Source organism: Paenibacillus puldeungensis, assembly GCF_042678945.1.
In the GTDB taxonomy this organism is placed as follows: Bacteria; Bacillota; Bacilli; order Paenibacillales; family Paenibacillaceae; genus Fontibacillus; species Fontibacillus puldeungensis.
On record NZ_JBHTLM010000010.1, the window covers coordinates 44,755 to 67,548 of the forward strand.

At 53.7% G+C, this 22,794-nt stretch carries 20 protein-coding genes and 1 pseudogene; 8 read left to right on the forward strand and 13 right to left on the reverse strand.

Translation table 11 applies throughout. The features are described from left to right. Positions 1 to 132 precede the first annotated feature (132 nt). The gene (locus tag ACFQ3W_RS14645; RefSeq protein WP_379319983.1) at positions 133 to 576 is read right to left on the reverse strand and encodes a MarR family winged helix-turn-helix transcriptional regulator; all 444 of its coding nucleotides are present in this window, start codon (positions 574 to 576) and stop codon (positions 133 to 135) included. A gap of 235 nt (positions 577 to 811) precedes the next feature. After that, complete coding sequence (locus ACFQ3W_RS14650; RefSeq protein WP_379319984.1) at positions 812 to 1,192, reverse strand: cytochrome-c oxidase; 381 nt, start codon at positions 1,190 to 1,192, stop codon at positions 812 to 814. A gap of 222 nt (positions 1,193 to 1,414) precedes the next feature. On the opposite strand from ACFQ3W_RS14650, the gene ACFQ3W_RS14655 reads away from it, so the two are divergent. After that, positions 1,415 to 2,323, forward strand: coding sequence for a DegV family protein (locus ACFQ3W_RS14655; protein WP_379319985.1), 909 nt, complete (start codon positions 1,415 to 1,417; stop codon positions 2,321 to 2,323). A gap of 53 nt (positions 2,324 to 2,376) precedes the next feature. Here ACFQ3W_RS14655 and ACFQ3W_RS14660 read toward each other — a convergent pair whose 3' ends face one another. The 5 genes and pseudogenes from ACFQ3W_RS14660 to ACFQ3W_RS14680 all read right to left on the reverse strand — a co-directional run. Continuing rightward, positions 2,377 to 4,668: an ATP-dependent DNA helicase gene (locus tag ACFQ3W_RS14660; RefSeq protein ID WP_379319986.1), complete on the reverse strand. Its 2,292-nt coding sequence runs from the start codon at positions 4,666 to 4,668 to the stop codon at positions 2,377 to 2,379. 88 nt (positions 4,669 to 4,756) lie between these two features. Further along, positions 4,757 to 6,226, reverse strand: coding sequence for an FAD-dependent oxidoreductase (locus ACFQ3W_RS14665; protein ID WP_379320107.1), 1,470 nt, complete (start codon positions 6,224 to 6,226; stop codon positions 4,757 to 4,759). A gap of 212 nt (positions 6,227 to 6,438) precedes the next feature. Further along, positions 6,439 to 7,134, reverse strand: a complete 696-nt coding sequence (locus ACFQ3W_RS14670; protein ID WP_379319987.1) for a copper homeostasis protein CutC — start codon at positions 7,132 to 7,134, stop codon at positions 6,439 to 6,441. Positions 7,135 to 7,147: 13 nt separating this feature from the next. Further along, positions 7,148 to 8,209, reverse strand: a complete 1,062-nt coding sequence (locus ACFQ3W_RS14675) for a M17 family metallopeptidase (protein WP_379320108.1) — start codon at positions 8,207 to 8,209, stop codon at positions 7,148 to 7,150. Between the two features lie 84 nt (positions 8,210 to 8,293). Further along, positions 8,294 to 8,620, reverse strand: a pseudogene (locus tag ACFQ3W_RS14680) (peptidase M17); the annotation flags it as partial. A 544-nt stretch (positions 8,621 to 9,164) separates the two neighbouring features. Here ACFQ3W_RS14680 and ACFQ3W_RS14685 point away from each other — a divergent pair. Continuing rightward, positions 9,165 to 10,376 carry an MFS transporter gene (locus tag ACFQ3W_RS14685; protein WP_379319988.1) on the forward strand — a complete coding sequence of 404 codons (1,212 nt, stop codon included), beginning with the start codon at positions 9,165 to 9,167 and terminating at the stop codon, positions 10,374 to 10,376. 81 nt (positions 10,377 to 10,457) lie between these two features. Here the strand turns inward: ACFQ3W_RS14685 and rlmN are convergent, their stop codons facing one another. Further along, positions 10,458 to 11,501, reverse strand: a complete 1,044-nt coding sequence (gene rlmN, locus ACFQ3W_RS14690; protein ID WP_379319989.1) for a 23S rRNA (adenine(2503)-C(2))-methyltransferase RlmN — start codon at positions 11,499 to 11,501, stop codon at positions 10,458 to 10,460. Between the two features lie 282 nt (positions 11,502 to 11,783). Between rlmN and ACFQ3W_RS14695 the strand changes: the two genes are divergently transcribed. From ACFQ3W_RS14695 to ACFQ3W_RS14720, 6 genes are all read left to right on the forward strand, one after another. Then, positions 11,784 to 12,908 carry an ABC transporter substrate-binding protein gene (locus ACFQ3W_RS14695; protein WP_379319990.1) on the forward strand — a complete coding sequence of 375 codons (1,125 nt, stop codon included), beginning with the start codon at positions 11,784 to 11,786 and terminating at the stop codon, positions 12,906 to 12,908. A 90-nt stretch (positions 12,909 to 12,998) separates the two neighbouring features. Further along, positions 12,999 to 13,958, forward strand: a complete 960-nt coding sequence (locus ACFQ3W_RS14700; RefSeq protein WP_379319991.1) for an ABC transporter permease — start codon at positions 12,999 to 13,001, stop codon at positions 13,956 to 13,958. Continuing rightward, positions 13,955 to 14,752: an ABC transporter permease gene (locus tag ACFQ3W_RS14705; protein ID WP_379319992.1), complete on the forward strand. Its 798-nt coding sequence runs from the start codon at positions 13,955 to 13,957 to the stop codon at positions 14,750 to 14,752. Before ACFQ3W_RS14700 ends, ACFQ3W_RS14705 begins: the two co-directional genes overlap by 4 nt. Then, positions 14,749 to 15,879, forward strand: coding sequence for an ABC transporter ATP-binding protein (locus tag ACFQ3W_RS14710; RefSeq protein WP_379319993.1), 1,131 nt, complete (start codon positions 14,749 to 14,751; stop codon positions 15,877 to 15,879). The genes ACFQ3W_RS14705 and ACFQ3W_RS14710 overlap by 4 nt, the downstream gene beginning before the upstream one ends. 12 nt (positions 15,880 to 15,891) lie before the next feature. Beyond that, positions 15,892 to 16,668: a DeoR/GlpR family DNA-binding transcription regulator gene (locus ACFQ3W_RS14715; RefSeq protein WP_379319994.1), complete on the forward strand. Its 777-nt coding sequence runs from the start codon at positions 15,892 to 15,894 to the stop codon at positions 16,666 to 16,668. A 118-nt stretch (positions 16,669 to 16,786) separates the two neighbouring features. Then, positions 16,787 to 17,674 carry an alkaline phosphatase family protein gene (locus ACFQ3W_RS14720; protein ID WP_379319995.1) on the forward strand — a complete coding sequence of 296 codons (888 nt, stop codon included), beginning with the start codon at positions 16,787 to 16,789 and terminating at the stop codon, positions 17,672 to 17,674. 102 nt (positions 17,675 to 17,776) lie between these two features. On the opposite strand, the gene ACFQ3W_RS14725 is transcribed toward ACFQ3W_RS14720, so the two are convergent. From ACFQ3W_RS14725 to ACFQ3W_RS14745, 5 genes are all read right to left on the reverse strand, one after another. Then, complete coding sequence (locus ACFQ3W_RS14725) at positions 17,777 to 17,947, reverse strand: hypothetical protein (RefSeq protein ID WP_379319996.1); 171 nt, start codon at positions 17,945 to 17,947, stop codon at positions 17,777 to 17,779. 520 nt (positions 17,948 to 18,467) lie between these two features. Next, entirely contained in the window at positions 18,468 to 19,721 is a 1,254-nt protein-coding gene (locus ACFQ3W_RS14730; protein ID WP_379319997.1) for a sn-glycerol-1-phosphate dehydrogenase, read from the reverse strand. Beyond that, positions 19,718 to 20,569, reverse strand: a complete 852-nt coding sequence (locus ACFQ3W_RS14735; RefSeq protein ID WP_379319998.1) for an HAD-IIA family hydrolase — start codon at positions 20,567 to 20,569, stop codon at positions 19,718 to 19,720. The genes ACFQ3W_RS14730 and ACFQ3W_RS14735 overlap by 4 nt, the downstream gene beginning before the upstream one ends. Before the next feature lie 10 nt (positions 20,570 to 20,579). After that, positions 20,580 to 21,359 (reverse strand): glycerophosphodiester phosphodiesterase family protein, encoded by a 780-nt coding sequence (locus tag ACFQ3W_RS14740; protein WP_379319999.1) that lies wholly within the window; start codon positions 21,357 to 21,359, stop codon positions 20,580 to 20,582. A 56-nt stretch (positions 21,360 to 21,415) separates the two neighbouring features. Further along, positions 21,416 to 22,756, reverse strand: coding sequence for an ABC transporter substrate-binding protein (locus ACFQ3W_RS14745; protein ID WP_379320000.1), 1,341 nt, complete (start codon positions 22,754 to 22,756; stop codon positions 21,416 to 21,418). Positions 22,757 to 22,794: the final 38 nt, after the last annotated feature.

Below are 22,794 nucleotides of genomic sequence, written 5' to 3' on the forward strand. Positions count from 1 at the left end.
TTAACACTTTTGAACTTAATCATTTTTCTTGCTAGACGATTTCGCGTTCACACTTTTATGCCTGTGCATTCTTGCAGTTACAATGCTTTCGTTTTCTTAACGGCGGTTCCGGAGCCCTGGTTTGGACCTTGGCTACTTGAACCCGTCTTCCGCAAATTTACCCAACTTCTTCAACAGCTGAGACGCAATCTCTCTCTCCTCGTGGGAGAGCCCGCCTACCGCCTTTTCAATAACCTCAGTGTGATGCGGGAATACGTCCTCCATAAATTGTCGACCCTTCTCCGTAATTTCCGCATATACGAGGCGTCTGTCTTCCTTGCACGTATTCCGGGTCACAAAATGCTTCTGCTCCAGCTTGTCGACGATATAAGTTATGTTCCCACTGCTCATCAGCACCTTGCTGCCAATCTGCTGAATCGGCTGACGGCCTTTGTGGTACAGCAGCTCCAGAACTCCAAACTCGGTGCGAGTTAACCCATACTGGCGGATCGCCTTGTCACTATGGGCATGAACCCATTGGCTGGCCCGGGACAACGTGACAAACAGATGCAATGCGTCATTATTTACTCGATCCATGTGGCGATCACCTCCGCTTATATTTGTAAAATCATGCTGTCGATCATAGTGTACCCGATTGTCTCAACATTTATTATCTCAACAATCATTTTCTTAATGTTAATTATCTTGATTTAAAGATACTCTTTATTAAGATAATTGTCAATGCTTAATTTTAAAATATTTTGCACTAACGCAGTAACCAAAAAAGGGCGCTCCATGGCGCCCGTTCACCTCTTCTCTAGCAGTTCTATTTTCACTTCCTTGCCCCGTCCGGGCGCAAGTGGATCAATACATTTATGGCAAACAGAATAACGCTGAAAACGACGAGCGTTCCGCCAATAGCCACCAACGGTTCAAATTGCTCAGATCCTAATAGCAGCAGCGCCAAGCTGACCATCATCAACGGAAGCCCGATGGAATATGTCCAAAATTGGATTTTGCTGAGTAGACTCTCTCCCGCCTGTGGAAATAACCAGTAAATGACCCCGGCCAGAGCAAACGACGCCCACCCCAGCAGATTAACGTGAGTATGAACACTTGCTAACGTATAATCATGCTGCATCGACATGTACATGCCTAGGATTACGCCGACGACAAAATACAGCACCGCTACTTTAATGTATGCAATCCCCAAACCGCCCCACTCCCCCAACTTGTACAGATTCATTTCATTTTCAAAATATGTCTCGGGTCAGAGGAATATTCGGACTACATTGCTTGTTGTAAATCGGAAGAGATGGTGCTTATACCCAAATTCGCACTTACCATATATGAGATGGTAAAATAATAAAAACATAACAATCCGTAAAACTACATTTTGGTGGAGGGCAACGCGGCGGTCTAATCCGAGATTTCGGTGATCCGGCTAATCGAGCTATCCATTCAAGTGATGGAGCAAAGCACGGTTAAATTTTATAAACAAGGAGATTACAATATGGAGTACAAAATTATTGCCGATAGCTGCTGCGATCTGACTCCCCAGTTAAAGGAACAGCTGGACGTTACCACGGTTCCGCTTACCCTAATCCTCGGGGATACGACCTTCGTAGATGACGATGCGTTGGACCTTGCCGATTATATGGACAAAATGAAAAGCTTTAAAGGTAAAATCGGATCGGCTTGTCCCTCGCCAGGGATGTACAAGGACACTTTTGTCGGCAACCATGTTTCATTTGCAGTGACATTATCCAGCAATTTGTCCGGGTCCTACGCCAGTGCAAATTTAGGAAAGAACTTGGCTGAGGAAGAGGGCGCCGAGGTTCATGTGTTTGACTCCAAAAGCGCATCGGCCGGTCAACTGCTGCTTGCCGTAAAAATTCGTAAAATGATCGATGCCGGCATGCATAAATCCAAAATCATTACCTCGATCGAAAGCTTCATCCAAGAAATGAAGACTTATTTTGTGCTCGATAACCTCGATAATTTGGTGAAAAATGGGCGGCTGAACAAAATCGCCGGCAAGCTGATCTCCGTACTCCACATCAAGCCGATCATGGGCTCGGACGGCGACGGCAATATTGCCCTTTACTCCCATGCCCGCGGGCAGAAGCAAATTGTGGAGAAGCTGCTTCATTTTATTGAAAAAAGCGGCCGATCCACCGTTGGTGAAAGCATGGTCATCACCCATTGCAACAATTCCGGGCTGGCCGAGATGCTGCTCAGCGCGATTCGCACCCGCTTCCATTTCAAAGAAATTTTAGTCGTGCCGACCAGAGGACTCAGCTCCATGTATGCCAATGACAAGGGCATCATTATGGCTTTTTAAGACCAGGCAGCCTGCAAACAGGGGCTGCCTTTCTTTTTTCCCTCTAATTACTCTTATGTCCACTCTTCCGGAAGTAATCTTGCATATTGCGGCTGAAGATAGCGGTCATCCACCAGCATCAGCACGCCGCAGTCATTCTCGGAACGGATCAAGCGGCCCCCGGCCTGCAGCACTTTATTCATCCCAGGAAAAACATAGGCATAATCGAACCCTCTTCGCCCGGTTTCATTGAAATAATCCCGAATGATGTCCCGTTCGAGCCCGATCTGCGGCAAACCCACGCCAACGACAACAACGCCTGTCAGACGGTCGCCTACGAGATCGATGCCCTCGGAGAAAATCCCACCCATTACCGCAAAGCCGACCAGTGTTCCTTGAGGGCTTGGCATAAACGCAGCCAGATATTGCTCCCGTTCCTCTTCCGTCATGCTCCCCTGCTGCAGCAACAGCTGGACGGATTCCCTCATTTTGGCCGCAAATCCCTCATAAATGAGATTCATATAGGCGTAGGATGGGAAGAAAAACAGGTAGTTTCCCGACCTTTCGCGGGCCAACTCACACAGCAAACGAACGAGGGGCTCACGCGTCTCCTCCCGGTCACGGTACCGGGTCGAGAGCGGTTTAATGATCACGCTCAATTGTTCACGGGAAAAAGGAGAAGGGATCGATACTGTATAATCATCCGGCCCTGCACCCAGCATGTCCCGATAAAAGGAAAGCGGGGACAGCGTAGCCGAGAAGTAGATGCGGGAGCGATACCCTTTCCCCATTTCCTGCAGTAAATAAGAAGGGTCAAGGCAGAACAGCTTGATGGTGATGTCCTCCCGGGTCATCTCCGCATACGTCACATACCGCTCATCATACAGCTTACCGATACGGGTAAAATTCACCGCTGTAAAATAGGCCTGCAGCAGCAGCTCGCTCCGGTCCACGTCCCCGCCAGACTCCGCAGAGCTTAGCGCCTTCTCCGCTTGTTCAGCAAACGCTTCAATTAGCTTTAGCAAGGGTTCGGGAACAGCCTTGCTGATCCACTGCGGCCCCTCTGCTTGTTTCCGCAGCTGTATGAAGTAAGCGTTCACGGCTTTGGCGGCCTGGTATACTGCGGCGTTAAAGCCTTTATACGCCCGCTGCAGCGCCAGAAAATCGGACTTTTGGAGCTGGCTCGAGAACATCTCCCTTGCCCGGTCCACCAGGTTATGGGCCTCATCGATCAACAGCGCAGTCTCCCGCTTTTGCTCGCCAAACATTCTTTTCAGGGATACCCTGGGGTCAAAAGCATAGTTATAATCACAGATGACGACGTCCGCTGCATAAGCAAGGTCAATCGAAAACTCAAACGGGCAAACCCGGTGCTTCCGTGCATATTCCTCGACTACCGTCCGGGTCATCAGCGTTTCATGCGCCAGAATATCCAGGATCGCCCCATTAATTCGGTCATGATACCCGTCCGCATAAATGCAGTCCTCTTTGTTGCAGCTGATTCCTTCTTCCCGAAAGCAGATTTTCTCCTTAGCGGTCAGCGTTACCGCGTGAATGTGTAAGCCCTGCGATTGCATGAGGACAAAAGCTTCTTCCGCCGCCGTCCGGGTAATCGTCTTTGCTGTCAGGTAGAAAAAATGCTGCAGCCACCCTTCCCCCATCGATTTGATCGCCGGGAACGTGGTGGAGATCGTTTTTCCTATGCCAGTTGGAGCCTTGGCAAATAAGCCTACCCCTTCCTCAATCGTCTTGTACACCGCGCCCGCGAGCTTCCGTTGACCGGCCCGGTAGGCCGGAAACGGGAACGCTAACCCTTTGATGCTGAGGTCCCGCGTCAGGCGGTGATCCCGTTGAAGCCGGGCATACGGAGCGTACTGCTGCACCGTTTCCAGCACGAACGACGCAAGCTCTGCGAAAGCATTTTTTTTCTGATATTGCTTCCGTTCCCCCGTTTCCGTTTGAACATATGTCAGCTGAACCGTCATCTCGGAGATATCGTGGGCCAGCGCATACATGTACGCGTAAAACTTCGCCTGAGCCCAGTGCACCGGGTACGTCTCCGCCGTAATCAGGGCGAGGTCCCCCGATGTCGACTTGATCTCGTCCACGGTAAGGGACCCGTCCTCCGCCATAAGCAGACCATCGCAGCGTCCATCCACGACAAAGAGGAGATCCCCACACGGAATCTCCGCCGAAACATATACTTCCTTTTGATCCAGTTCGCCGTATTCTTTCTGCACCTGCTGATGTGTCCTCGTACCCTCGATCAGCGCTGCCGCCGTCCGAAAGCCGCCGCTTTCCAGATCCCCGCTGCGATACACGTACTCCACCAGCGGCCTTACGGCGATGCATACCTTATCATTCATTTTGTCACCTGCCGAGCCGATACCTATCGGAACATTTGTTCTATTAGTATATCACGTCCGCAGCGAATCAAACAGCAGGTGAACAAAATTAGCGATTCAGAACAATGTTAAAATCTTTGGCTAAATAATTATGAATCCGCACGAAATCAGCCTGGGTCAGTTGATCGAGCATTTTATGGCCGTTCTTCCATTCGCGTCCCAAAATAATCCCAATCGTCTGTCCGGCTAAAGCGGTTGTCGGGATAATCCGTGCACTTCCGTATGCCTTAATCGAAGCCCCCACGTTTTTCCCGGCCACCAGAACGTTGTCGTAGGACTTTAACTCAAAGGAACGCAGCGGGATACCGTAACGGTTTGGCTTGCCAAGACTTACGCCCAAAGGCATAACCTGAGTGGCCTGCAGATCGATGGTGTAGCCGCCGATCGTCACGTTATCCCAGAACATCCGGTTCGACTTGACGTCTTTGTAATCTAATACATATTTCGTTTCGTACCGGTTAAAGTCACGGATATACAAATACTCAGGAAATTCCCCCAGCTCGGCATTCTCAAATCCCGGAACATACTGCTGCAAAAATTTCAAAATGCGCGGTGCTTCCTCTCTAGCCTTGCTAATAGCGGTTTGAACCGACTTCGGATCCGCGGGATTTACGTTAAAAATCAGCAGGCTGTTGACGATGACCTGGCCGTTTTTCTGATTTGTCGCATTGATTCCCCGCAGCAGCAACTGTGAATCCTTCGGTCTAAATTTATAGGTCTGGTTGCTGAAGCCAGTAGCAAATTTTCGGTCTACGTAGGTGTTTTGCCCGAATATTTTTTGTACCTTCGAAAGGGGATACGCATGGAGCACAGCCTCGTGCATATGCGCCCAATCGACGTTATTAAAGTTAAGCATATATGTCGCCGCCATATAATCCGGCTTGCTTCCCCGGTATATGCTTTCCATGCCCGGAATACGCTCCTCACCGAGCTTGCTGGACAGGGCGCCGTAGTCGGTGTTTTCTACCCAATATTCAGCCTGGACCGTGTATTTCGATCCATCATTGGCACGGTAGGACAACGCTTCGAGCGATTTCTCATTCCCGCCCGGAATCGTCCTGATGGAGTCGATCGCGACCCCGCTCTTCAACGGAATCCCCCTAATCAGCCTCTGATAGTATTGGCGAAAATCTTTGATTCTCCGAATCACTCCCGATTTGTAGCCGTCATATAAATGCTTGATTTCCCCCTGAACAAGACTGCGTTTCGCTTTATCATGGGGCTCGTCCAGCACCAGCATTTGTCCCTGAATAAGCTCGCCGCCCGGTTTGCTGCGGGGGTCCAATATCAACACGCTTAAGCCTTGGTCGTGAGCCGCCTTAGCCAGCTCAACCCCCTCGATTTCGCTGCCGATCACAACGACATCATAATGGGAACACCCCGGTCCACAGTATAATGGTGTGCTTTTTTGGGGTGTTCCGGCATAAGCCCCTGGGGTAAACGCCGCAAAATGAATGAGCTGCATCAGCAAGGCCGCAGCGATGATGACCATAAAGGGTCGTTTATTTTTCCACCACATTTTCTTCACTTCCGGATTCTCTCCTCTTTTTATACAGATGACACTATTTTGCCGCGATAAGAATGAGAATTCCAGTAATTAACTCGATAATAATGGGAATTTCTGTATAAAAGTGACTTGTTTCGACAGTCCCGTCTCAACGGTGTGTAGCAAACAAAGCGGCTGCTCCGTCAAATGAATTCAATAAGCCACTTTCTTATAAAAAATAACTGTCAACCGTTCTTGTGCAGTCGATCCGCCAACGTTTTGAGACGTTCCGGGTCGATTGGAGCAAGCCCGCTGCCGCCGAGCCTAACGGCGGAGCCGAAGTGGACCTCGTCGACGCCGGTTTGCATGATAACGTCTTCGACCGTATCCAGCGTGAGGCCGTGACCGGCTAAAATACGCAAAGATGTGCCACGAGCTGCCTCTTGAACGAGTTCCCCAATCTCGGGAATGGCGTCAGGGGCCGGCCTTGGTCCACCCGAGGTGAGAACTCGGGATATTTGCGGGTATTGCTGTAACGTGCGAATGCCGGCGATCTGGTCTTCCAGCTCGTCAAAAGCTCGATGAAAGGTCACATCCAGCCCGGAGGCTGCGGACAGCACTTTTTTGAGCGCGGCCTCATCAATCGTATGGTTCGCCGTCAGCATGCCGATAACGATACCGGTTGCCTTGGTTCTACGAATCGCTTGAACCTCGGCCACCATGGTCTGCAAGTCCGCTTTCCCGTAGACAAAGGATCGACTATGCGGCCTCACCATGACATTAACGGGGATTTTCACCGCCCGGGTCACCTGCTGGACCAATCCAATCCCCGGCGTAAGGCCGCCTTCCGTCATGGCGGTGATAAGTTCAAGCCGATCCGCACCATTCGCTTCAGCGATAACGGCGTCTTCTACGCATGTGGCAATAACCTCTAAAATCATTAGCGAGTCCTCCTTACTTGGCTCCTGTGCAGGTACGTGTGCGGTCCACCACATAATCCGCCAGCAGTCGAGCACCGTAGCCGGTTGCGCCCGCTGCGGAGTAAGCCGTCTCCTGCTTATATTGGACCGTCCCGGCCATATCAATATGTACCCATTTTATCGATTCAGCAACAAACTTGCGTATAAAAAGTGCGGCGATGATCGCCCCCGCCATGCCGGACTTGCCGACGTTGCGGAGGTCAGCGTAGTCGCTTTGCAGCTCCGCCTCGTATTCATCCATCATCGGCATCGGCCACAGCCGCTCGCCGTTTCGCTCGCCGATGCGGATGAGCTGCCGGCTCACTTCAGCATCGCCCAAAATAGCGGCGATGCCAAGGCCAAGCGCCTGGCCGACATTGCCGGTCAGCGTGGCGATGTCGATCGCCTCGGCCACGCCGAGCCCCGCAGCGTGAAGCAGCGCATCGGCGAGGACAAGCCGGCCCTCGCCATCGGTGTTGGCTACCTGCACGGTCAGCCCGTTTGGATAACGGATGACCGTGGAAGGCAGCGCAGCCCGGGCGTCCGGCAGGTTGTCGGCCACCGCAATCAAGGCGGTGGCGTGGACGGCGGCACGCTGGCGCACGAGGATATCCATCGCACCGACGACGGCCGCGGCTCCGCCCATGTCCATCCGGGCATCGCTGATGTCCGCGCCGGTCTTCACATTCATCCCGCCCATGTCAAAGGTGATGCCTTTGCCGACCAGGGCGAGATGCGGCAAATTTTTGCCGCCCTCATACTCCAGCTCAATGAGCGCCGGAGCGTGCTTGCTGCCCGCTCCTACCGTGAGCAAGCCGTTCATTTCGCGATCCTTCAGCTCTTGCCCCTGATGCACATGAATCCGCACCGGTGTCCCGGCAAAATGGTCAACGACCGTTGCCACGAACCGTTCCGGATTTAAGCCATCCGGGGTCTCGTTCACCAGATCGCGAGCCAGCATGGCGCCTTCCGCGCGAATCCGTGCGGTTTGCACGACCTCCTCCAGCCGAGCCTCGGACAGCTCCGGCCACTGCTCCGGTCGGAGGATCAGCTCCACGCTGCCCTCCCGCCGCGTCGTGCCCCTGTACTTGTCGAAGTGGTACAGCCCCAGCAGCCAGCCTTCGACCCAGGCTTGCAGCCAGGAGGCGGCGGCTTCTGCGGTAGCTCCAACCCCTGGACCGCCGCAGCTCCTGCGGTCCAAGACGGCGCTGCGCCGCTCCTCGCGCAGCATCGCCCGGGCCGCGGCCCCGCCGGCGCGCCGCACGAGCTCCAGCGTCTCGTCCGCTCGCCGCCCAAGACCTGTGGCGAGCACATCCGCCTCGCCCTCCGTCCGCCCCAGCAGCCACGTTACGCTGCCTGCTTTTTTATGCTGTTCCCGCAGCGGCAGCCAAAACGGCTCCTCTGCATATACCGGGCTTACGACAGCTGCGCCTGTCCGCTCTCCGGATCGGTCCATTGTGATTAACATCGCGTGATCCCTTCTTTCCTGCAAATAACAATACGGATAGTGCCGGTCAATCTACTACATCCCGCTCGCCTACACACCACAAAAAATAAGGGTAAAAAATGCCCTTATTTCAACGAATTGGCCCCTTCAGGCCAAAATAGGAGACCTTTATGGCCCTATTTTCCAATTTTTGAAGAAAAGTAGTCCAATCCCCCGGCTTCTGGCGAGAATAAGTACACAAAACACCCCTATTTTTCGAGTAGCCCCGCTTTTCCCACAAATAGGTCCATTATTTACCCTTATTTCACTCACCTTACCCCAAGCGAACGCACTCAAAGGTCCCCTTACCCATCCATACCTTGATATACTACAGAATACTCCCCATATTCCACCAGGTACATGACATATTTCGTTCTGTGCGACTCTCCAAAAAAACGCTTGATCTTATCCCAAAGAAATTGAATAATTAAAAACTGAACTTACTTTTGCATAGCAAACATTCACACACTTGGTCACATCACTTCATTCCATAGAAGGCACCGATCTTCAGAAAGGTTGTTTCATCATGAACTCAACACCGGCTATTAGCGAACAGAGGGCAGCCGTCAAAGCCTCGTTTCCTATTGCTCTCCTATCCCTGACCGTCGGGGCGTTTGCCATCGGCATGACCGAATTTGTCATCATGGGGCTGCTGCCGAATGTGGCGAGCGACCTGCACGTCAGCATCTCTACAGCCGGGCAGCTCATTACCGCATACGCGATGAGCGTCGCAATAGGCGCGCCGATTTTGACCCTGCTGACCCAGCGCATTCCGCAAAAAGGATTGCTTTGCCTCCTGATGCTTCTCTTTATCCTCGGCAATGGCTTATCAGTCGTGGCCCCGAGCTATGCGGTGCTTATGGCCGCCCGGATCGTAACAGCCCTCACGCATGGCACCTTCTTTGGCGTTGGTGCGGTCATTGCCGCCGGCCTCGTCCGGCCGGAAAAAAGAGCCGTAGCCGTCTCAATCATGATGGCCGGCCTGACCATCGCCAACATTGTAGGGGTTCCGCTCGGCACCTTTGTCGGTCAGCAGCTTGGCTGGAGGGCTTCCTTCGGTGCAATTGCCTTGATGGGCGTGATCGCCCTGTTCGGAATCTTGCTGCTTGTCCCGCGCCTTAAACCGGAGGAGCCGAGCGGAATAGCTCAGCAGCTTCGGGCGTTGGTTCGTCCCAAGTTGCTTCTGTTTTTGCTGATTGCCGCGCTCGGCAATACAAGTCTTTTCGCCGTATTTACGTATATCGCCCCTATGCTCCAAGACATCACTGGATTTGGCGAGCATAGCGTCACCTGGATTCTCGTCATCTTTGGCTGCGGCGTCACGCTCGGCAACATCGCAGGCGGCAGGCTCGCCGATTGGAGGCTGATGCCTTCCCTGCTGGGGCTCTATCTCATGGTGGCCGTCATTTTGGGCATCTTCACCTTTACGATTCAAAGCCCGATTCTTGCCATCCTTACGATCTTCTTCTGGGGATTCGCTTCGTTTGGAGTCATGCCCGGCCTGCAGGTCCGAATTATGAGCCTCGCCAAGGCCGCTCTGGCGCTCGCCTCCACCGCCAGCCACTCGGCCGGAAATCTTGGCAATGCTGCGGGCGCTTTTATCGGTGGACTGGTCATTATCCACCTGGGCTTGCCTGCACTGCCTTGGGTCGGCTCGCTGCTCGCCGCACTCGCCCTTCTTCTCGGGGCGGTCAGCTACGCGCAGGAACGAAAGCAACAATCAGCCGCGGTAGAATAAACGACTTAAGCAAAAAGGACCCGAGGATTGGATTCCTCAGGTTCTTTTCTGCGCAAATTTCACGAACGCAAGCAGCTTTAGCTACTTAAGCTGCTTGCTCCGCAGCTGCCCGCAGGCGGCGTCGATGTCGGTTCCGTGCTCCAGGCGGATGCTGCAGCTGATGCCTTGTTTTTTCAGCACATCATAGAACGCCAGCACAGATTCCTGCTCGCTTCTCTGGTACTGGCTGTGCTCGTCCACCGGATTGTATGGGATCAGGTTGACCAGCACGAGCCGGTCCTTCATCAGCTCGGCCAGCTCCAACGCCTGCTCCGTGCCGTCATTAACGCCCTTCAGCATAATGTACTCGATCGTGAGCCGCCGGTTTGTTTTCGCCAAATAGTAGTCGATGGCATCCATCAGCTTCTCGATCGGGATCGCCCGGTTGATCTTCATGATCCGGGTGCGCAGCTCATTGTTCGGCGCATGCAGCGATATAGCCAGATTGACCTGCAGGTCGGAATCGGAAAACTCGATGATTTTGTCCGCCAGTCCACTGGTCGATACGGTAATATGCCGCGGTCCGATCGCAAGCCCCTTCGGATCTTGAATAACACGCAAAAAGTCAGCCATGTTGTCGTAATTGTCAAAAGGCTCCCCGATCCCCATCACCACAAGGTGGGTCACCTTCTCTTCCTTCTGCACCTGGTCCAGGTGAAGCTGAACCTTCATCACCTGCTCTACAATTTCCCCGCTCGTCAGATCACGGCTCTTCTTAAGCAGGCCGCTCGCGCAAAAGCTGCAGCCGATGTTGCAGCCGACCTGCGTCGTGACGCATACCGACAAGCCGAACTTGTGCCGCATGAGCACCGTTTCGATCAGATTTCCGTCCTGCAGCCGAAACAGAAACTTAATCGTGCCATCGACAGATTCCTGCCGAATATGCTCCTCAAGCGTTTGAATTGTAAAATGTTCAGCAAGCAATTGTAAACATTCCGCCGGCACATCCGCCATGGCCGAGAAGTCGGTTACCCGCTTCCGGTACAGCCACTCCCACACCAAGTCGGCCCGGGATTTTTTAATTCCCCGCTCTTCCAACCATGCGATCAATTGCTTTTTGGTCAAGCCATATATTGAAGGTTTCATTTTATCATTATCCTCTTTCCGAAACGGTGGCTATACGTGAATCCGCAGCCAACCCCTTCTTAAAATCATTCTTTTATTATACAAAATTCGCTCTACCCCATGCCACAGGTAAAAAATTTAGCCGGTTCGCACCCATTTGCAGTTTAAGATCCACCACCGCTTTTACATAGAACGAATTTTCCGTTGAAACGGGGAAAACAATGCAGGCCTAAAGTTAAATCAAGGCACAATCAACAACAATGTCGAGAGAAACCACATTTTCCATGGGAGGAAAGAGAATTCATGAAAAAGAGATGGCACAAAGGTACCGGAATGATCCTGACGCTCGCACTTGTTACGGCATTATCCGCATGTTCCGGCGGAAGCAAGGATACGACGGCCGGAACCGCAGCAGCAAACAACAATGCATCTGCACCACAAACGGTAAGCCTCGAGGACATCACGAAGCTCGCCAAAGAGGAAGGTCAAGTGGTCAGCGTAGGGATGCCGGACAACTGGGCGAACTGGAAGGAAACGTGGGCGGACATCCTGTCTACATACGGCCTTAAGCACACCGACACTGACATGTCCAGCGCAGAGGAAATTGCCAAGTTCGACGCCGAGAAAAACAAACCGACAGCCGATATCGGCGACGTAGGGATTGCATTTGGACCCGTAGCGGTTGATAAAGGCGTAACGCAGCCGTACAAAACGGCCAATTGGGATGAAATCCCGGATTGGGCCAAGGACAAGGACGGGCATTGGGTCGTCGGCTACCAAGGAACAATCTCTTTTTTTACAGATAAAAATTTAGTGAAAAACGCTCCAAAAAGCTGGGAGGACCTGAAAAACGGTGACTACAAGATCATCGTCGGCGACGTGACCAAAGCGGCTCAAGCGCAAATGGCTGTTGTCGCAGCAGCATATGCCTTTGGCGGGGACGAGAAAAACATCGAGCCCGGCATCGCCTTCTTTGAAGAATTAGCGAAAAAAGGTCGGATCTCGCTGTCTGAAGCATCCGTGGCCAACATTGAAAAAGGTGAAGTACCGGTAACGCTTCTGTGGGACTTTAACGCGCTCGGATACCGCGACCAGTTGGGCAAAGACCGGTTCGATGTAGCGATTCCTAAAGAAGGCAGCGTTGTAGGCGGCTACGCGACGATCATCAACAAGTACGCTCCGCATCCAAATGCAGCCAAGCTGGCCCGTGAGTTCATTCTTAGCGACGAAGGTCAAATCAATCTGGCGAAAGGTTATGCCAGACCAATCCGTTCCAGCGTGAAGCTCCCGGACGACGTTGCCGCGAAGTTGCTCCCGCAAGAGGAATACGCAAATGCCAAGCCGATCGGCGATTATAAGGTATGGGAAGAAACGGCGAAAAAGCTTCCGCAGCTTTGGCAGGAACGTGTACTCGTACATCTGAACTAATCGATTTGCCATAAATGGAGGGGGCCTTGGAACAACCAAGGCGCCCCTCTTCCTTAACTCCATCCTAGTAAGAAACGTGGTGATTGCCTTATGAGAAAAAAACGCAGCACACGCGCTTGGTTACTTTTGACGCTGCTGCCTTTTGCCCTGCTGGTCGCCGGCTTCCAGCTCGTTCCCGTTGTGTCGATGCTGGTCAGCAGCTTTACAGGCGATGGCGGAGAAGGGTTTACCTTCAGCCAATATGTTACGGCGCTGACAAACGCCTATTATTATAAAGCGATCGAGAACAGCCTGTTGATCTCCCTGTTCTCCAGTCTAGCAGGGATTTTGATCGGCGCGGTGGCCGCCTACTCGATTACGCGGTTCAGCTCCGCCGCACGGGACCGGATTTTGCTCATGTCCAATATGACGTCGAACTTTGCGGGGATTCCGCTCGCTTTTGCCTATATTATTCTGCTCGGCAACAACGGTATTTTTACGCTGCTGTTTAAGGAATGGGGCCTCGATGTATTCGGCGGCTTCAACCTGTACAGCTGGGGCGGACTCATTCTCGTGTATGTGTATTTTCAAATTCCACTGGCGATTTTGCTCATGTATCCGTCGTTTTACGTCATTCGTGAGCAGTGGAAGGAAGCGGCGTCTTTGCTCGGAGCTACTACGCTGAAATTTTGGACGACGGTCGGTCTGCCCTGTATCGCTCCGGCCCTGCTCGGGACGCTTGGGATTTTGTTCGCCAATGCCATGGGGGCTTACGCCACCGCCTATGCGCTGGTCGGAAGCAATTACAACCTGCTGGCGATCCGCATCAGTTCGCTCGTGACCGGCGATGTCATCACCCGGCCGGAGCTCGGCTCGGCCTTGGCGGTGCTGCTGGCGCTTACGTCCATTGGAGCGGTGTGGCTCAACCATCTGATGACGCGAAAAGTGGCCTCTTTTAGCGGGACGGCTTCTGCTTCAGAGCGGGCAGGCGGGAAGCGCAAACGCGCCTTCCGGATGAACCGTAAAGTATCCGCCGGACCGACCGCGGCTACCGGGAGGGAAACCATATGACACGTAGGCTTGGCATGCACCGCCTGCTAATCGGGCTGGTGATGTTTTATCTGCTGCTGCCGCTGGCGGCCACCTGTTTGTATGCTTTTGCGGGAAAATGGGACCATACCCTGCTGCCCGAAACGTGGACATTCGATTGGTTCCGGCAAATGGCGCTCGATGCGCGTTTTTTGGAATCGCTGTGGAACTCGTTTTACTTATGTGCGATCGGCGTCGGACTTAGCCTTGTCGTGATGCTGCCGACCGTTTTTATCGTGACGGTATACTTTCCCCGCTGGGAGCCGCTGCTTAAAAGCATGGTCGTTCTCCCCTACGCCGTTCCTGGCATCGTTGCGGCGGTAGGCCTGATTCGTGCTTACTCCTCCGGCCCGATTGCCATTTCCGGCACGGTGTATATCATTATCGGCGCTTACTTTGTGGCGATATTGCCTTATATGTATCAAGGTTTGCGAAACAGCATGCTGACCGTGGATGCTCCATCCCTGCTCGATGCGGCGGAAACGCTCGGGGCCAGCAAAATTGCAGCTTTCCGAACGGTCATTCTTCCGAATATTTTGCCCGGTGTGCTGGTGGCGATGCTGCTGTCTTTTTCCGTGCTGTTCGGGGAATTTGTCCTGACGAACATGCTGATCGGCAGCCAGATCGAGACGGTCCAAATTTATTTGTATAAACGGCTTGCGGAAAGCGGCCATATCGCCAGCACGATCGCAATTTTGTACTTCGTATTTATTCTGATCATTTCAGCCCTGTTGACCCGGCTGGGCAACTTCATGAAGGGAGGCGTCCGGTTATGAGCTACCTGAAGCTGACCGGCATTACGAAAAAATTCGGCGGCACCCTAGTCCTGAACCAAGTCGATCTTACCGCCAGCAAGGGGGAGATGATTACCCTGCTCGGCCCTTCCGGCTGCGGCAAAAGTACACTGCTCCGCTGCATCTCCGGGCTTACTGATTTAGAGGCTGGCTCGATTGCGCTCGATGAACGGGAGCTGACCTCTCTAGCCCCGCGCGAACGCGAGGTGGGGATGGTTTTTCAATCGTATGCGCTGTTTCCAAACCTGAATGTCATGGATAACATCGGCTACGGCCTCAAAATGAAGGGGATCAAAAAAGAGGTTATCCGCGGGCGCGTCGATGAGCTGCTCAAGCTGGTTGACCTGACGGACAAGAGCCATGCCTATCCGCACGAGCTGTCGGGCGGACAGCAGCAGCGGGTCGCGCTGGCCCGGTCGCTGGCCGTTCAGCCCAAGCTGATGCTGCTCGACGAGCCGCTGAGCGCCTTGGATGCGAAAATCCGCAAAAACCTGCGGATGGAGATTCGTCAGCTGCAGCAAAAGATGGGCATGACGATGATCTTCGTCACCCACGATCAAGAAGAAGCACTGATGATTTCCGACCGGATCTGCGTCATGAATCAAGGCCGGATCGTGCAGGAGGGCAGTCCAGAGCAGATTTATACGGCTCCGCGGAGCGAATTCGTTGCCCGCTTTATCGGCAACTACAATGTGCTTGGGCCGGAGGAGGCGGTCAAGCTTAGCGGCCTCGGTGCTAAGTCTGGCGTTAGCTATGCCATTCGGCCGGAGTCGATTACGCTGATCCCTGTGGATCGCGATGGGAACCCGCTGATTGAATCGCGGGAAACGGCTGCCGCTGCGATTGCACCAGCTTCGTTAGGTCAGGGTGCTTCCGGGCGTTCCGGCTCCGGCATGGGCAATGCCCCGTTCACTTTACCGGGGAAAGTGGTCTCTCTCGTCATGCTTGGTAACATTTTGCGCTACGAGGTGGAAGCCGCCGGACTGTCCCTTACAGTAGATTGCCTGGCCGGTCAAGGGCTGGGAGCTCTTCGTCCGGGTGAACAGTCGAACGTGATCCTGAGCATAAATCCTGCCGACTGTATCCCTTTGGAGAAGGATGGTGCCTGATTCTTGTCCATTTTGGCAGAGCAACGCAAACAGGTCATATTAGAGCAGCTTAGATGCAGCGGTCAGGTCAAGGTGATTCACTTGGCGGAAAAGCTCTCCGTCTCGGAGGAGACGGTTCGACGCGATCTTCACACCCTGGAGCGAGACGGGCTGCTAAAACGCGTGTACGGCGGTGCGGTCCCGCAAAAATCGCCCGGCAATTATGAGCCGCCGTATCTCCAGCGGCAGGCGATTCATGCCGAGGAGAAAAGGGGCATCGGCCAGTGTGCCGCCGGTTTGGTGAAATCCGGCGACACGATTGCCATCGACGTCGGCACGACTACCCTGGAATTCGCCAAGTCGCTTCGCGGTTTACAGCAGTTGACGGTGCTGACTAACTCCCTCGCCGTGGCGTTTTGTCTGATGGAATCCTTGAACGCAGGGCGCATTAGCGGCAAGGTTATCGTGATCGGCGGCGAGCTAAACCCGCAGCAGCAATCGCTCTCCGGTACGGCTAGCGAGCTGATGATGAGACCTTTTACCGTTGATAAAGCTTTTCTGTCCGCCGGGGGGATTAGCCTTGACCGGGGAATCAGCGATTTTGATATCCACGAATCGAGCATGTCCCGGCTTTTTGCCGAATCGGCGAAGGAAGTCATCATTTTGGCGGACGTGAGTAAATTGGGAGAGAACGCCTTTGTGCAGATCATTCCCCTGGAGGAAGCAGATCTCATCGTCAGCAGCAGCCCACCGCCTGAAAAATGGCTGCCCTATCTGGAAACTTTTCGCGTGAACTGGATGGAAGCTTGATATAGATAAGTTGAACTAATAATTGTACGAATAGAGGCAGACGGGTGAAATATTCTTACCATCGCTTTTTCAGGATCATTTCTCCCTCTTGCCTACCCAAGGAGAGGATCGGTGGATTATGGAAAATCAATTGAATATGAACCGGATGGAGAACTGTGGTGGGGAAGGCTCAAAATGTATTGTGGTCGTTCTTGATGGTCTACGCTATAGCGCCGCTCGGAGCTGGCTCGGGTTCGTGGAGCATCTCGTGGAGTCGGGCAAAGCGGCAAGCTATAAAGTGGTGTCGGAGCTGCCAAGCCTTTCCCGCCCTCTATATGAGGTAATTTTGACGGGAACCCCGGCGTGGGAGAACGGCATTACCTCGAATCAGGTCGTTCGGCTCAGCGAGGAGGAAAGTTTGTTCCACCTCGCCCGGAATGCAGGCTTGACGACGGCTGCAGCCGCTTACCACTGGGTCAGCGAGCTGTACAACAAGGCGCCGTTCAACCCGCTGCGGGACCGTCATCAGCATGATGAATCGTATCCGATTATGCATGGCTCGTTTTACTTTGAGGACCATTACCCGGACACGCATTTGTTTGCCGACGCCGAGTTTTTGAGACAGGCGTACAATCCAGACCTACTTTACGTGCACTCGATGAATATCGATGACGCCGGGCACAAGTTTGGCGGGGACAGCAAGCAGTACGAGGGTGCGACCCGCATCGTTGACAGCATCCTCGCTCTCGCGGTTCCGGCGTGGATCGCGGCCGGCTATCAAATCATCATCACGTCGGATCACGGGATGAGCAGCTCCGGGCAGCACGGGGGTACCGCTCCCGAGGAGCGCGAAGTGCCGCTGTACGGCATTGGCAAGGCGTTCACCCCCGGCGTCTACGAGGAGCCGATACCACAGCTCGCCATCGCGCCGCTGATCGCCGGACTCCTCGGGCTGAGCCCTTCGCAGCGGATGCGGGTAGCGGCGGACATTCCGGGCGTGAAGCTGCCGGAGAGAAGCTTTGTTTAGCTCACTCAACGAAAGCCAATAATGACCTCAAAAGCCTAGTAAGCTATGTCAGCGAAAGTGAATAACGACCTCGGGCCGCTCTTGTCCGCCACTTGTCACTGATTAGACTAGGATGCTGACAAGTGGCTCCCAAATGCGTACGTAAACTCCCTCCGGTTCGTTATTCTCTTTCTTGAAGCATACAAACATAAGTGCACAAAGGCCGCTGGAGATGCTCTCTCCAGCGGCCTTTGTTTTACAACCAATGCGTCTCTTCACAGCAGCATTTTGCATATGCTCCAGTCCAACGCTTTTACGTCTCCTCTTTCCTCGCGTTTTTTCACATTTCCTCGTTTTTCATAGGTCCACGTCTCTACGTTTCCGCATTTCTACGTTTCCACATTCGCATTTCCACATTCTCTTTTTCACATTTCTACGTTTTCACATTCCAGGGTCTCACATATCTACGTCTCAAAATTTCACGCAACCCACTTCACTGACGACATCTAAATGTAAAAAGTGCATCTAATCAAGGGCCATCGGCCATTTCCTCCGATTTAGTTGCATTTTGTACATTTAAAAGCAACCTTTGCCCTAAGTAATCGCCTACTAGGCCTATTTAAATGTACTTTTTACATCTACTTTTCCCACATTGGTGAAAGACAGGGAAAATAGATGTACAAAATGCATCTAAACACCATATGGATACGCCAAAGCCCCGCACCGCCCCAAAAAAGCAGGCGACCTACCTCCAGCAGAATACGGAGAGTAAGTCGCCACTTTTAAATGGTCAGGAGATAGCCGCACCGCCAAGTCAAGTGCTCGCGACACGTCCCTCGTTGTACAGCTTCAGCAGCGTGCTCCGGCCGGGGCGCACTTGATGCGCCTCCCGGAGGCTGCGCTCCAGCAGCTCCGCTGAGATGCCGAGTTGCTCGGGAGTGGTGGGGCCGCCGACAGCGGCGAGCAGCTCGCCGAGCGTTCGGAAATCGGGAATTCTCCCGATTTCCCTGCGAATCTCCTCCCGGTTTTCGGCTAGCCGGGAGTGGGTTTCGGCGGCGGCTTCGTTTTCCCCGGCAAATAGGGAATCATCGCCCGTGTTGTCACCGCGGTCCAGCCCGAGTCCCTCCGCCGCAAGCCGGTGATACAGCTTGGAAATCTCTATGCAGGCGACGCCAACCTTGGCGCCATGCAGCAGCTGACGGCGGCGGAGGCGGAGATACTCCATCTCCCAGTAGTGCGACAAATGATGCTCCGCCCCGGAGGCCGGATGGGACTGCCCGAACAGCAGCATCGCCAGCCCGGATTCGATGAGCGCAGTCATCAGGACACGTACCCCTTCCTCGCTTCGCTTGGCAATCAGGTCCACTGAGTCTACGCATTTTTGCAGCGCAGAACGAGTGATCTCCGCGGCAAGCGGCAGGTAAGGCTCCCCGGCAACAGCAGCTCCGAACCGCCAATCGAACAGGGACGTATATTTCCCAAGCATGTCGCCAAAGCCGGCGGCCACGAGCGGTGCCGGCGCCTCTACCAGAATGTCCAAATCGGCGAAGATCGCCATCGGACCGATGGCCGGAATCGTCTGCTTCTCTCCCCGCAAAATAATCGGGGCTCCCTTCGAGTTAAATCCGTCCACCGATGGGGCCGTCGGAACCGACACGAACGGAATCCCCGTCGTATAGGCAGAATAGCGGCAAATGTCGTGCAGCGTCCCGCCGCCAACGGCGACTACGGCTTCGGCGTTATGATGCTGAATATCCAAAATCAGCTGGATGATAGAAGCCTCATCGGCGATGACGTCGCCTTCAGAGTCCGGCCGAATCATCGTCGTATGGACGGCCGGACCGGCTGCTATAGCCGCAAGCGACGCCGCAAGCTGCTTGCCAGCGGCTTCGAAAGTATTTTGATCCACCACAATGATGACACTATGGTAGTTTTTTTTCGCTAAATAATCAGCGGCCTGACGGAGCGCCCCCGGCTCCACCCGGATATCATCCAGATTGATCGCCTGACGGTATTGCTCACCCAGCCCTGCTGCCTGCTGCTGAATATGATGTAAAATATCGCTCATGAACCTGTTCCCTTCTCTTCCTGGTGAATAAAAAGCATGTCATTCACATCGCAAATGGATTCCCATATAAAATCCGGCTGGACCTGACTCATTCGCGCCATTTCCCGGTTCACCGAGCCCGTGAGCACCAATGCAGTCCGCATTCCCGCCGCAGCCCCAAGCCGAATGTCCGACTCCAGGCTGTCGCCGATGACAAGGCAGCGATCCGGAGGCAGCTCTAGCACCTCCAGCGCCGCTTGAGCCATTCTCGCCGACGGTTTTCCGACGACGACTTCCACTTCCCGGCCCGTTGTATGGACAATCGCGCCGATCATTCCAGCGACATCGATGCAATCGCCGCCGTCTCCGGGGAACATCCGGTCCGCATTCGTGGCGATGATGCGGGCACCGTGACGCACAGCCTGAAACGCCAGGTTCAAATCCCTGTAAGTCAACTGCTCGTGCAAAGTGATCAGCAGCCATGCAGCGTCCTTCGGCTTTTCCGCCAGCGCCACGCCAGCGAGCTGCAGTTCATCAATCAAACCCTGCTCGCCAAGCACCCATACTTTGCCGCCCTCTTCATCGCCAAGAGTCCGTAAAAACCTCGCAGCGACCGTGGAGGTGAGAAGGATCTCCTCCTCACTCACCTCCACCCCCATGCCGCTCAGCTTCTCCCGGCACATCCGCCGGGAAATGTTGCCGCGGTTGCTCAGGAACACCACGCGTTTTCCGGCTGCTCTGAGCACGCGAATCGTCTCTGCCGCCCCGGGAATTACCGTGTTCCCTCGATATACCGTACCGTCCAAATCAATGATAAATCCGTCAACATCAAGCCGCCCAAGGTCGTAATCCTTCCAATTCTGCACCATCCGGTCCTGCTTACGCCCCTGCCGGTACTGAGCTTATCCCCCGGCGATATTCCAGCGCCGGCAGCGGATTGTTGCAGGTCATTCCAGTTACACCGCACTCCACACTGTATTCAACCTGCTCTAGAGTATCCGGGCAATAGCTCCAAACGAGCATGCCCATCTCGCGGAACTCCTTAACACGCTCCGGGGTAAGCAGCACCATATCGAGCGCCATAACCCATATTTTCGAATAGGTGCCCCCTTCCCCGGGGATAAATCCTTTCATCACTTCGCCGGGAAATCCCTGGGTCTTCAAACCGTAAGCATCATGAACATGAGCGATAACTGCGGCATCAAAGCTCGTAAACACGCAGCGCGGCAGGTAGCCGAATTTGTCCAGCATAGCTACGGCCTGATCGGCGGCTTGAATCGCATCAGAGCTTGGCTTGATTTCCACATTAAGCAGCACGTCGGGATATGCCTGCAGCAGGGTGCACAGCTCCTCCAGCGTCGGAATTTGCAGTCCCGCAAATTCCGGACCGAACCAGCCACCCGCATCAAGGCGCTTCAATTCCTCCTGGGTATAGTCGCCAACCGGGCCGGACCCGTTCGTCGTCCGATCCAGCGTGCCGTCGTGGATCACCATGAGCACGCCATCCTTGGACAGATGCAGGTCAAATTCGATCATATCAACGCGCAAATCCAGCCCCTGGCGAAATGACAGCAGTGTATTTTCCGGGTATGCCGCTTTGTAGCCCCGATGCCCCGCCACCATCATGTAGGAAGGGTCATTTTTCAAACGCTCAATCATCGGTGATTCCTCCTCTTATGAATTGTCCCGCTCCACGTTGTTCAGCCTGGCGTCGATTAATTTTCAGCCAAAATCCGCTCTGCTTCTTTATTAAACGTGGCCAATGTCGCTGGGATATCCTTGCTGTCGTACATGATCGCTTCGATGGCGGAGAAGAACTCCTGCATCACTTCCGGCCAAGCCACATCCATATTCGTATCTACAGCATATTGCAATTGATCATAAGCCACTTTGCGGTTCGGCTCCTTCGCCCACAGCTCCTTGATTTCCGGAGATTCTACCATTTTCTTGGTAAACGGCAGATAACCCGATTGAAGAATAAACTGCAGTCCGCCCTGAGGATCGGTCTCCATCCAGCGGATGAATTCCCATGCGGCGTCTTTTTGCTTGGAACTAGACATCAGCGATACGTTCGCACCCCCGGTTGGGTTCGCAAACCTATCATTTTTCGGCAGGAAAGCCGTCACATAATCAAAATCAACGGAGCTGCTGAGACCACCGATCGCACCGGTCGATTGGAACATCATCGCCACTTTGCCCTCTGTAAACATGCCGTTCACAATGTTGCCGGAATCCTGCGCCGGCGGGTAATAAAGCGCCCCTGTGCTTTGAAGATCTTTCAAGTAGCTAAACACCTTCTCGCCCACGCCATTGCCGACAAATCCGGTAGACGTCTTTTCATCGTTAAAAAACTTTCCGCCCGCCTGGGAGATCATTGCGATGGGGTACCAGGTGTCATAAGGCATCGTTAAGCCGTAACGCGTATATTCCTTGCCCTTCTTTTCCACCAGGGCGTTCGCCACCTTCTTCAGCTCCTCCCAGGTGGTCGGAACGGCAAGCCCTTTTTTGTCCAGCAGCGTCTTGTTCACATGCAAAATCGGGGTTGAGCGGTTCAGCGGCAGCGACACCAGCTTGTCGTTAAAAATGGAATGTCCCATCAGCCCTGGCGTAAAATCATCCTTGCTCAGGCCGGATTTCTCCATGTAAGGCGTCAGGTCTTCCAGCACGTCCGAGTCCGCGAACATTTGCACATAAGCGCGCTCCAGCATGCTGACGTCAGGCGCGGTATCCGAAGCAATCGCCTGCTGCAACTTAGTTACGGTCTCGTCATAGTTGCCCTGATACGTCCCCACCACTTCAATGTCTTTATGGGAATCGTTGAACCGCTTGATCAGAGCGTCGATGTATTCGCCGTTTTTCCCGCCAAGGGAGTGCCAGAACTGAACTTTCGTTTTGCCGGCTTCGGCCGATGCAGTCTCCGTGCTGGTCGTAGCCGGATTTGCAGCTTTTCCATTCCCGGTATCCTGGCCTGCACCCGAATTTCCGCCGCCGCAGCCGGCCAAAATTCCAACCAGCACCGTTAAGGTGAGCAGCACATTCCACTTCTTTGTTCTCATGTTTCGTTTCCCTCCAATAAAATGGTTTTATTTTTTAA

Coding starts and splice junctions, on each gene's coding strand:
- ACFQ3W_RS14665 (WP_379320107.1), bottom strand. CDS start 6,226: ATGTGGTGGAAAAATAAACGACCCTTTATGGTCATCATCGCTGCGGCC.
- ACFQ3W_RS14695 (WP_379319990.1), top strand. CDS start 11,784: ATGAAAAAGAGATGGCACAAAGGTACCGGAATGATCCTGACGCTCGCA.
- ACFQ3W_RS14700 (WP_379319991.1), top strand. CDS start 12,999: ATGAGAAAAAAACGCAGCACACGCGCTTGGTTACTTTTGACGCTGCTG.
- ACFQ3W_RS14735 (WP_379319998.1), bottom strand. CDS start 20,569: ATGGTGCAGAATTGGAAGGATTACGACCTTGGGCGGCTTGATGTTGAC.
- ACFQ3W_RS14745 (WP_379320000.1), bottom strand. CDS start 22,756: ATGAGAACAAAGAAGTGGAATGTGCTGCTCACCTTAACGGTGCTGGTT.
- ACFQ3W_RS14670 (WP_379319987.1), bottom strand. CDS start 7,134: ATGATTTTAGAGGTTATTGCCACATGCGTAGAAGACGCCGTTATCGCT.
- ACFQ3W_RS14645 (WP_379319983.1), bottom strand. CDS start 576: ATGGATCGAGTAAATAATGACGCATTGCATCTGTTTGTCACGTTGTCC.
- ACFQ3W_RS14660 (WP_379319986.1), bottom strand. CDS start 4,668: ATGAATGATAAGGTATGCATCGCCGTAAGGCCGCTGGTGGAGTACGTG.
- ACFQ3W_RS14710 (WP_379319993.1), top strand. CDS start 14,749: ATGAGCTACCTGAAGCTGACCGGCATTACGAAAAAATTCGGCGGCACC.
- ACFQ3W_RS14685 (WP_379319988.1), top strand. CDS start 9,165: ATGAACTCAACACCGGCTATTAGCGAACAGAGGGCAGCCGTCAAAGCC.
- ACFQ3W_RS14720 (WP_379319995.1), top strand. CDS start 16,787: ATGGAAAATCAATTGAATATGAACCGGATGGAGAACTGTGGTGGGGAA.
- rlmN (WP_379319989.1), bottom strand. CDS start 11,501: ATGAAACCTTCAATATATGGCTTGACCAAAAAGCAATTGATCGCATGG.
- ACFQ3W_RS14705 (WP_379319992.1), top strand. CDS start 13,955: ATGACACGTAGGCTTGGCATGCACCGCCTGCTAATCGGGCTGGTGATG.
- ACFQ3W_RS14740 (WP_379319999.1), bottom strand. CDS start 21,359: ATGATTGAGCGTTTGAAAAATGACCCTTCCTACATGATGGTGGCGGGG.
- ACFQ3W_RS14725 (WP_379319996.1), bottom strand. CDS start 17,947: ATGCAAAATGCTGCTGTGAAGAGACGCATTGGTTGTAAAACAAAGGCC.
- ACFQ3W_RS14730 (WP_379319997.1), bottom strand. CDS start 19,721: ATGAGCGATATTTTACATCATATTCAGCAGCAGGCAGCAGGGCTGGGT.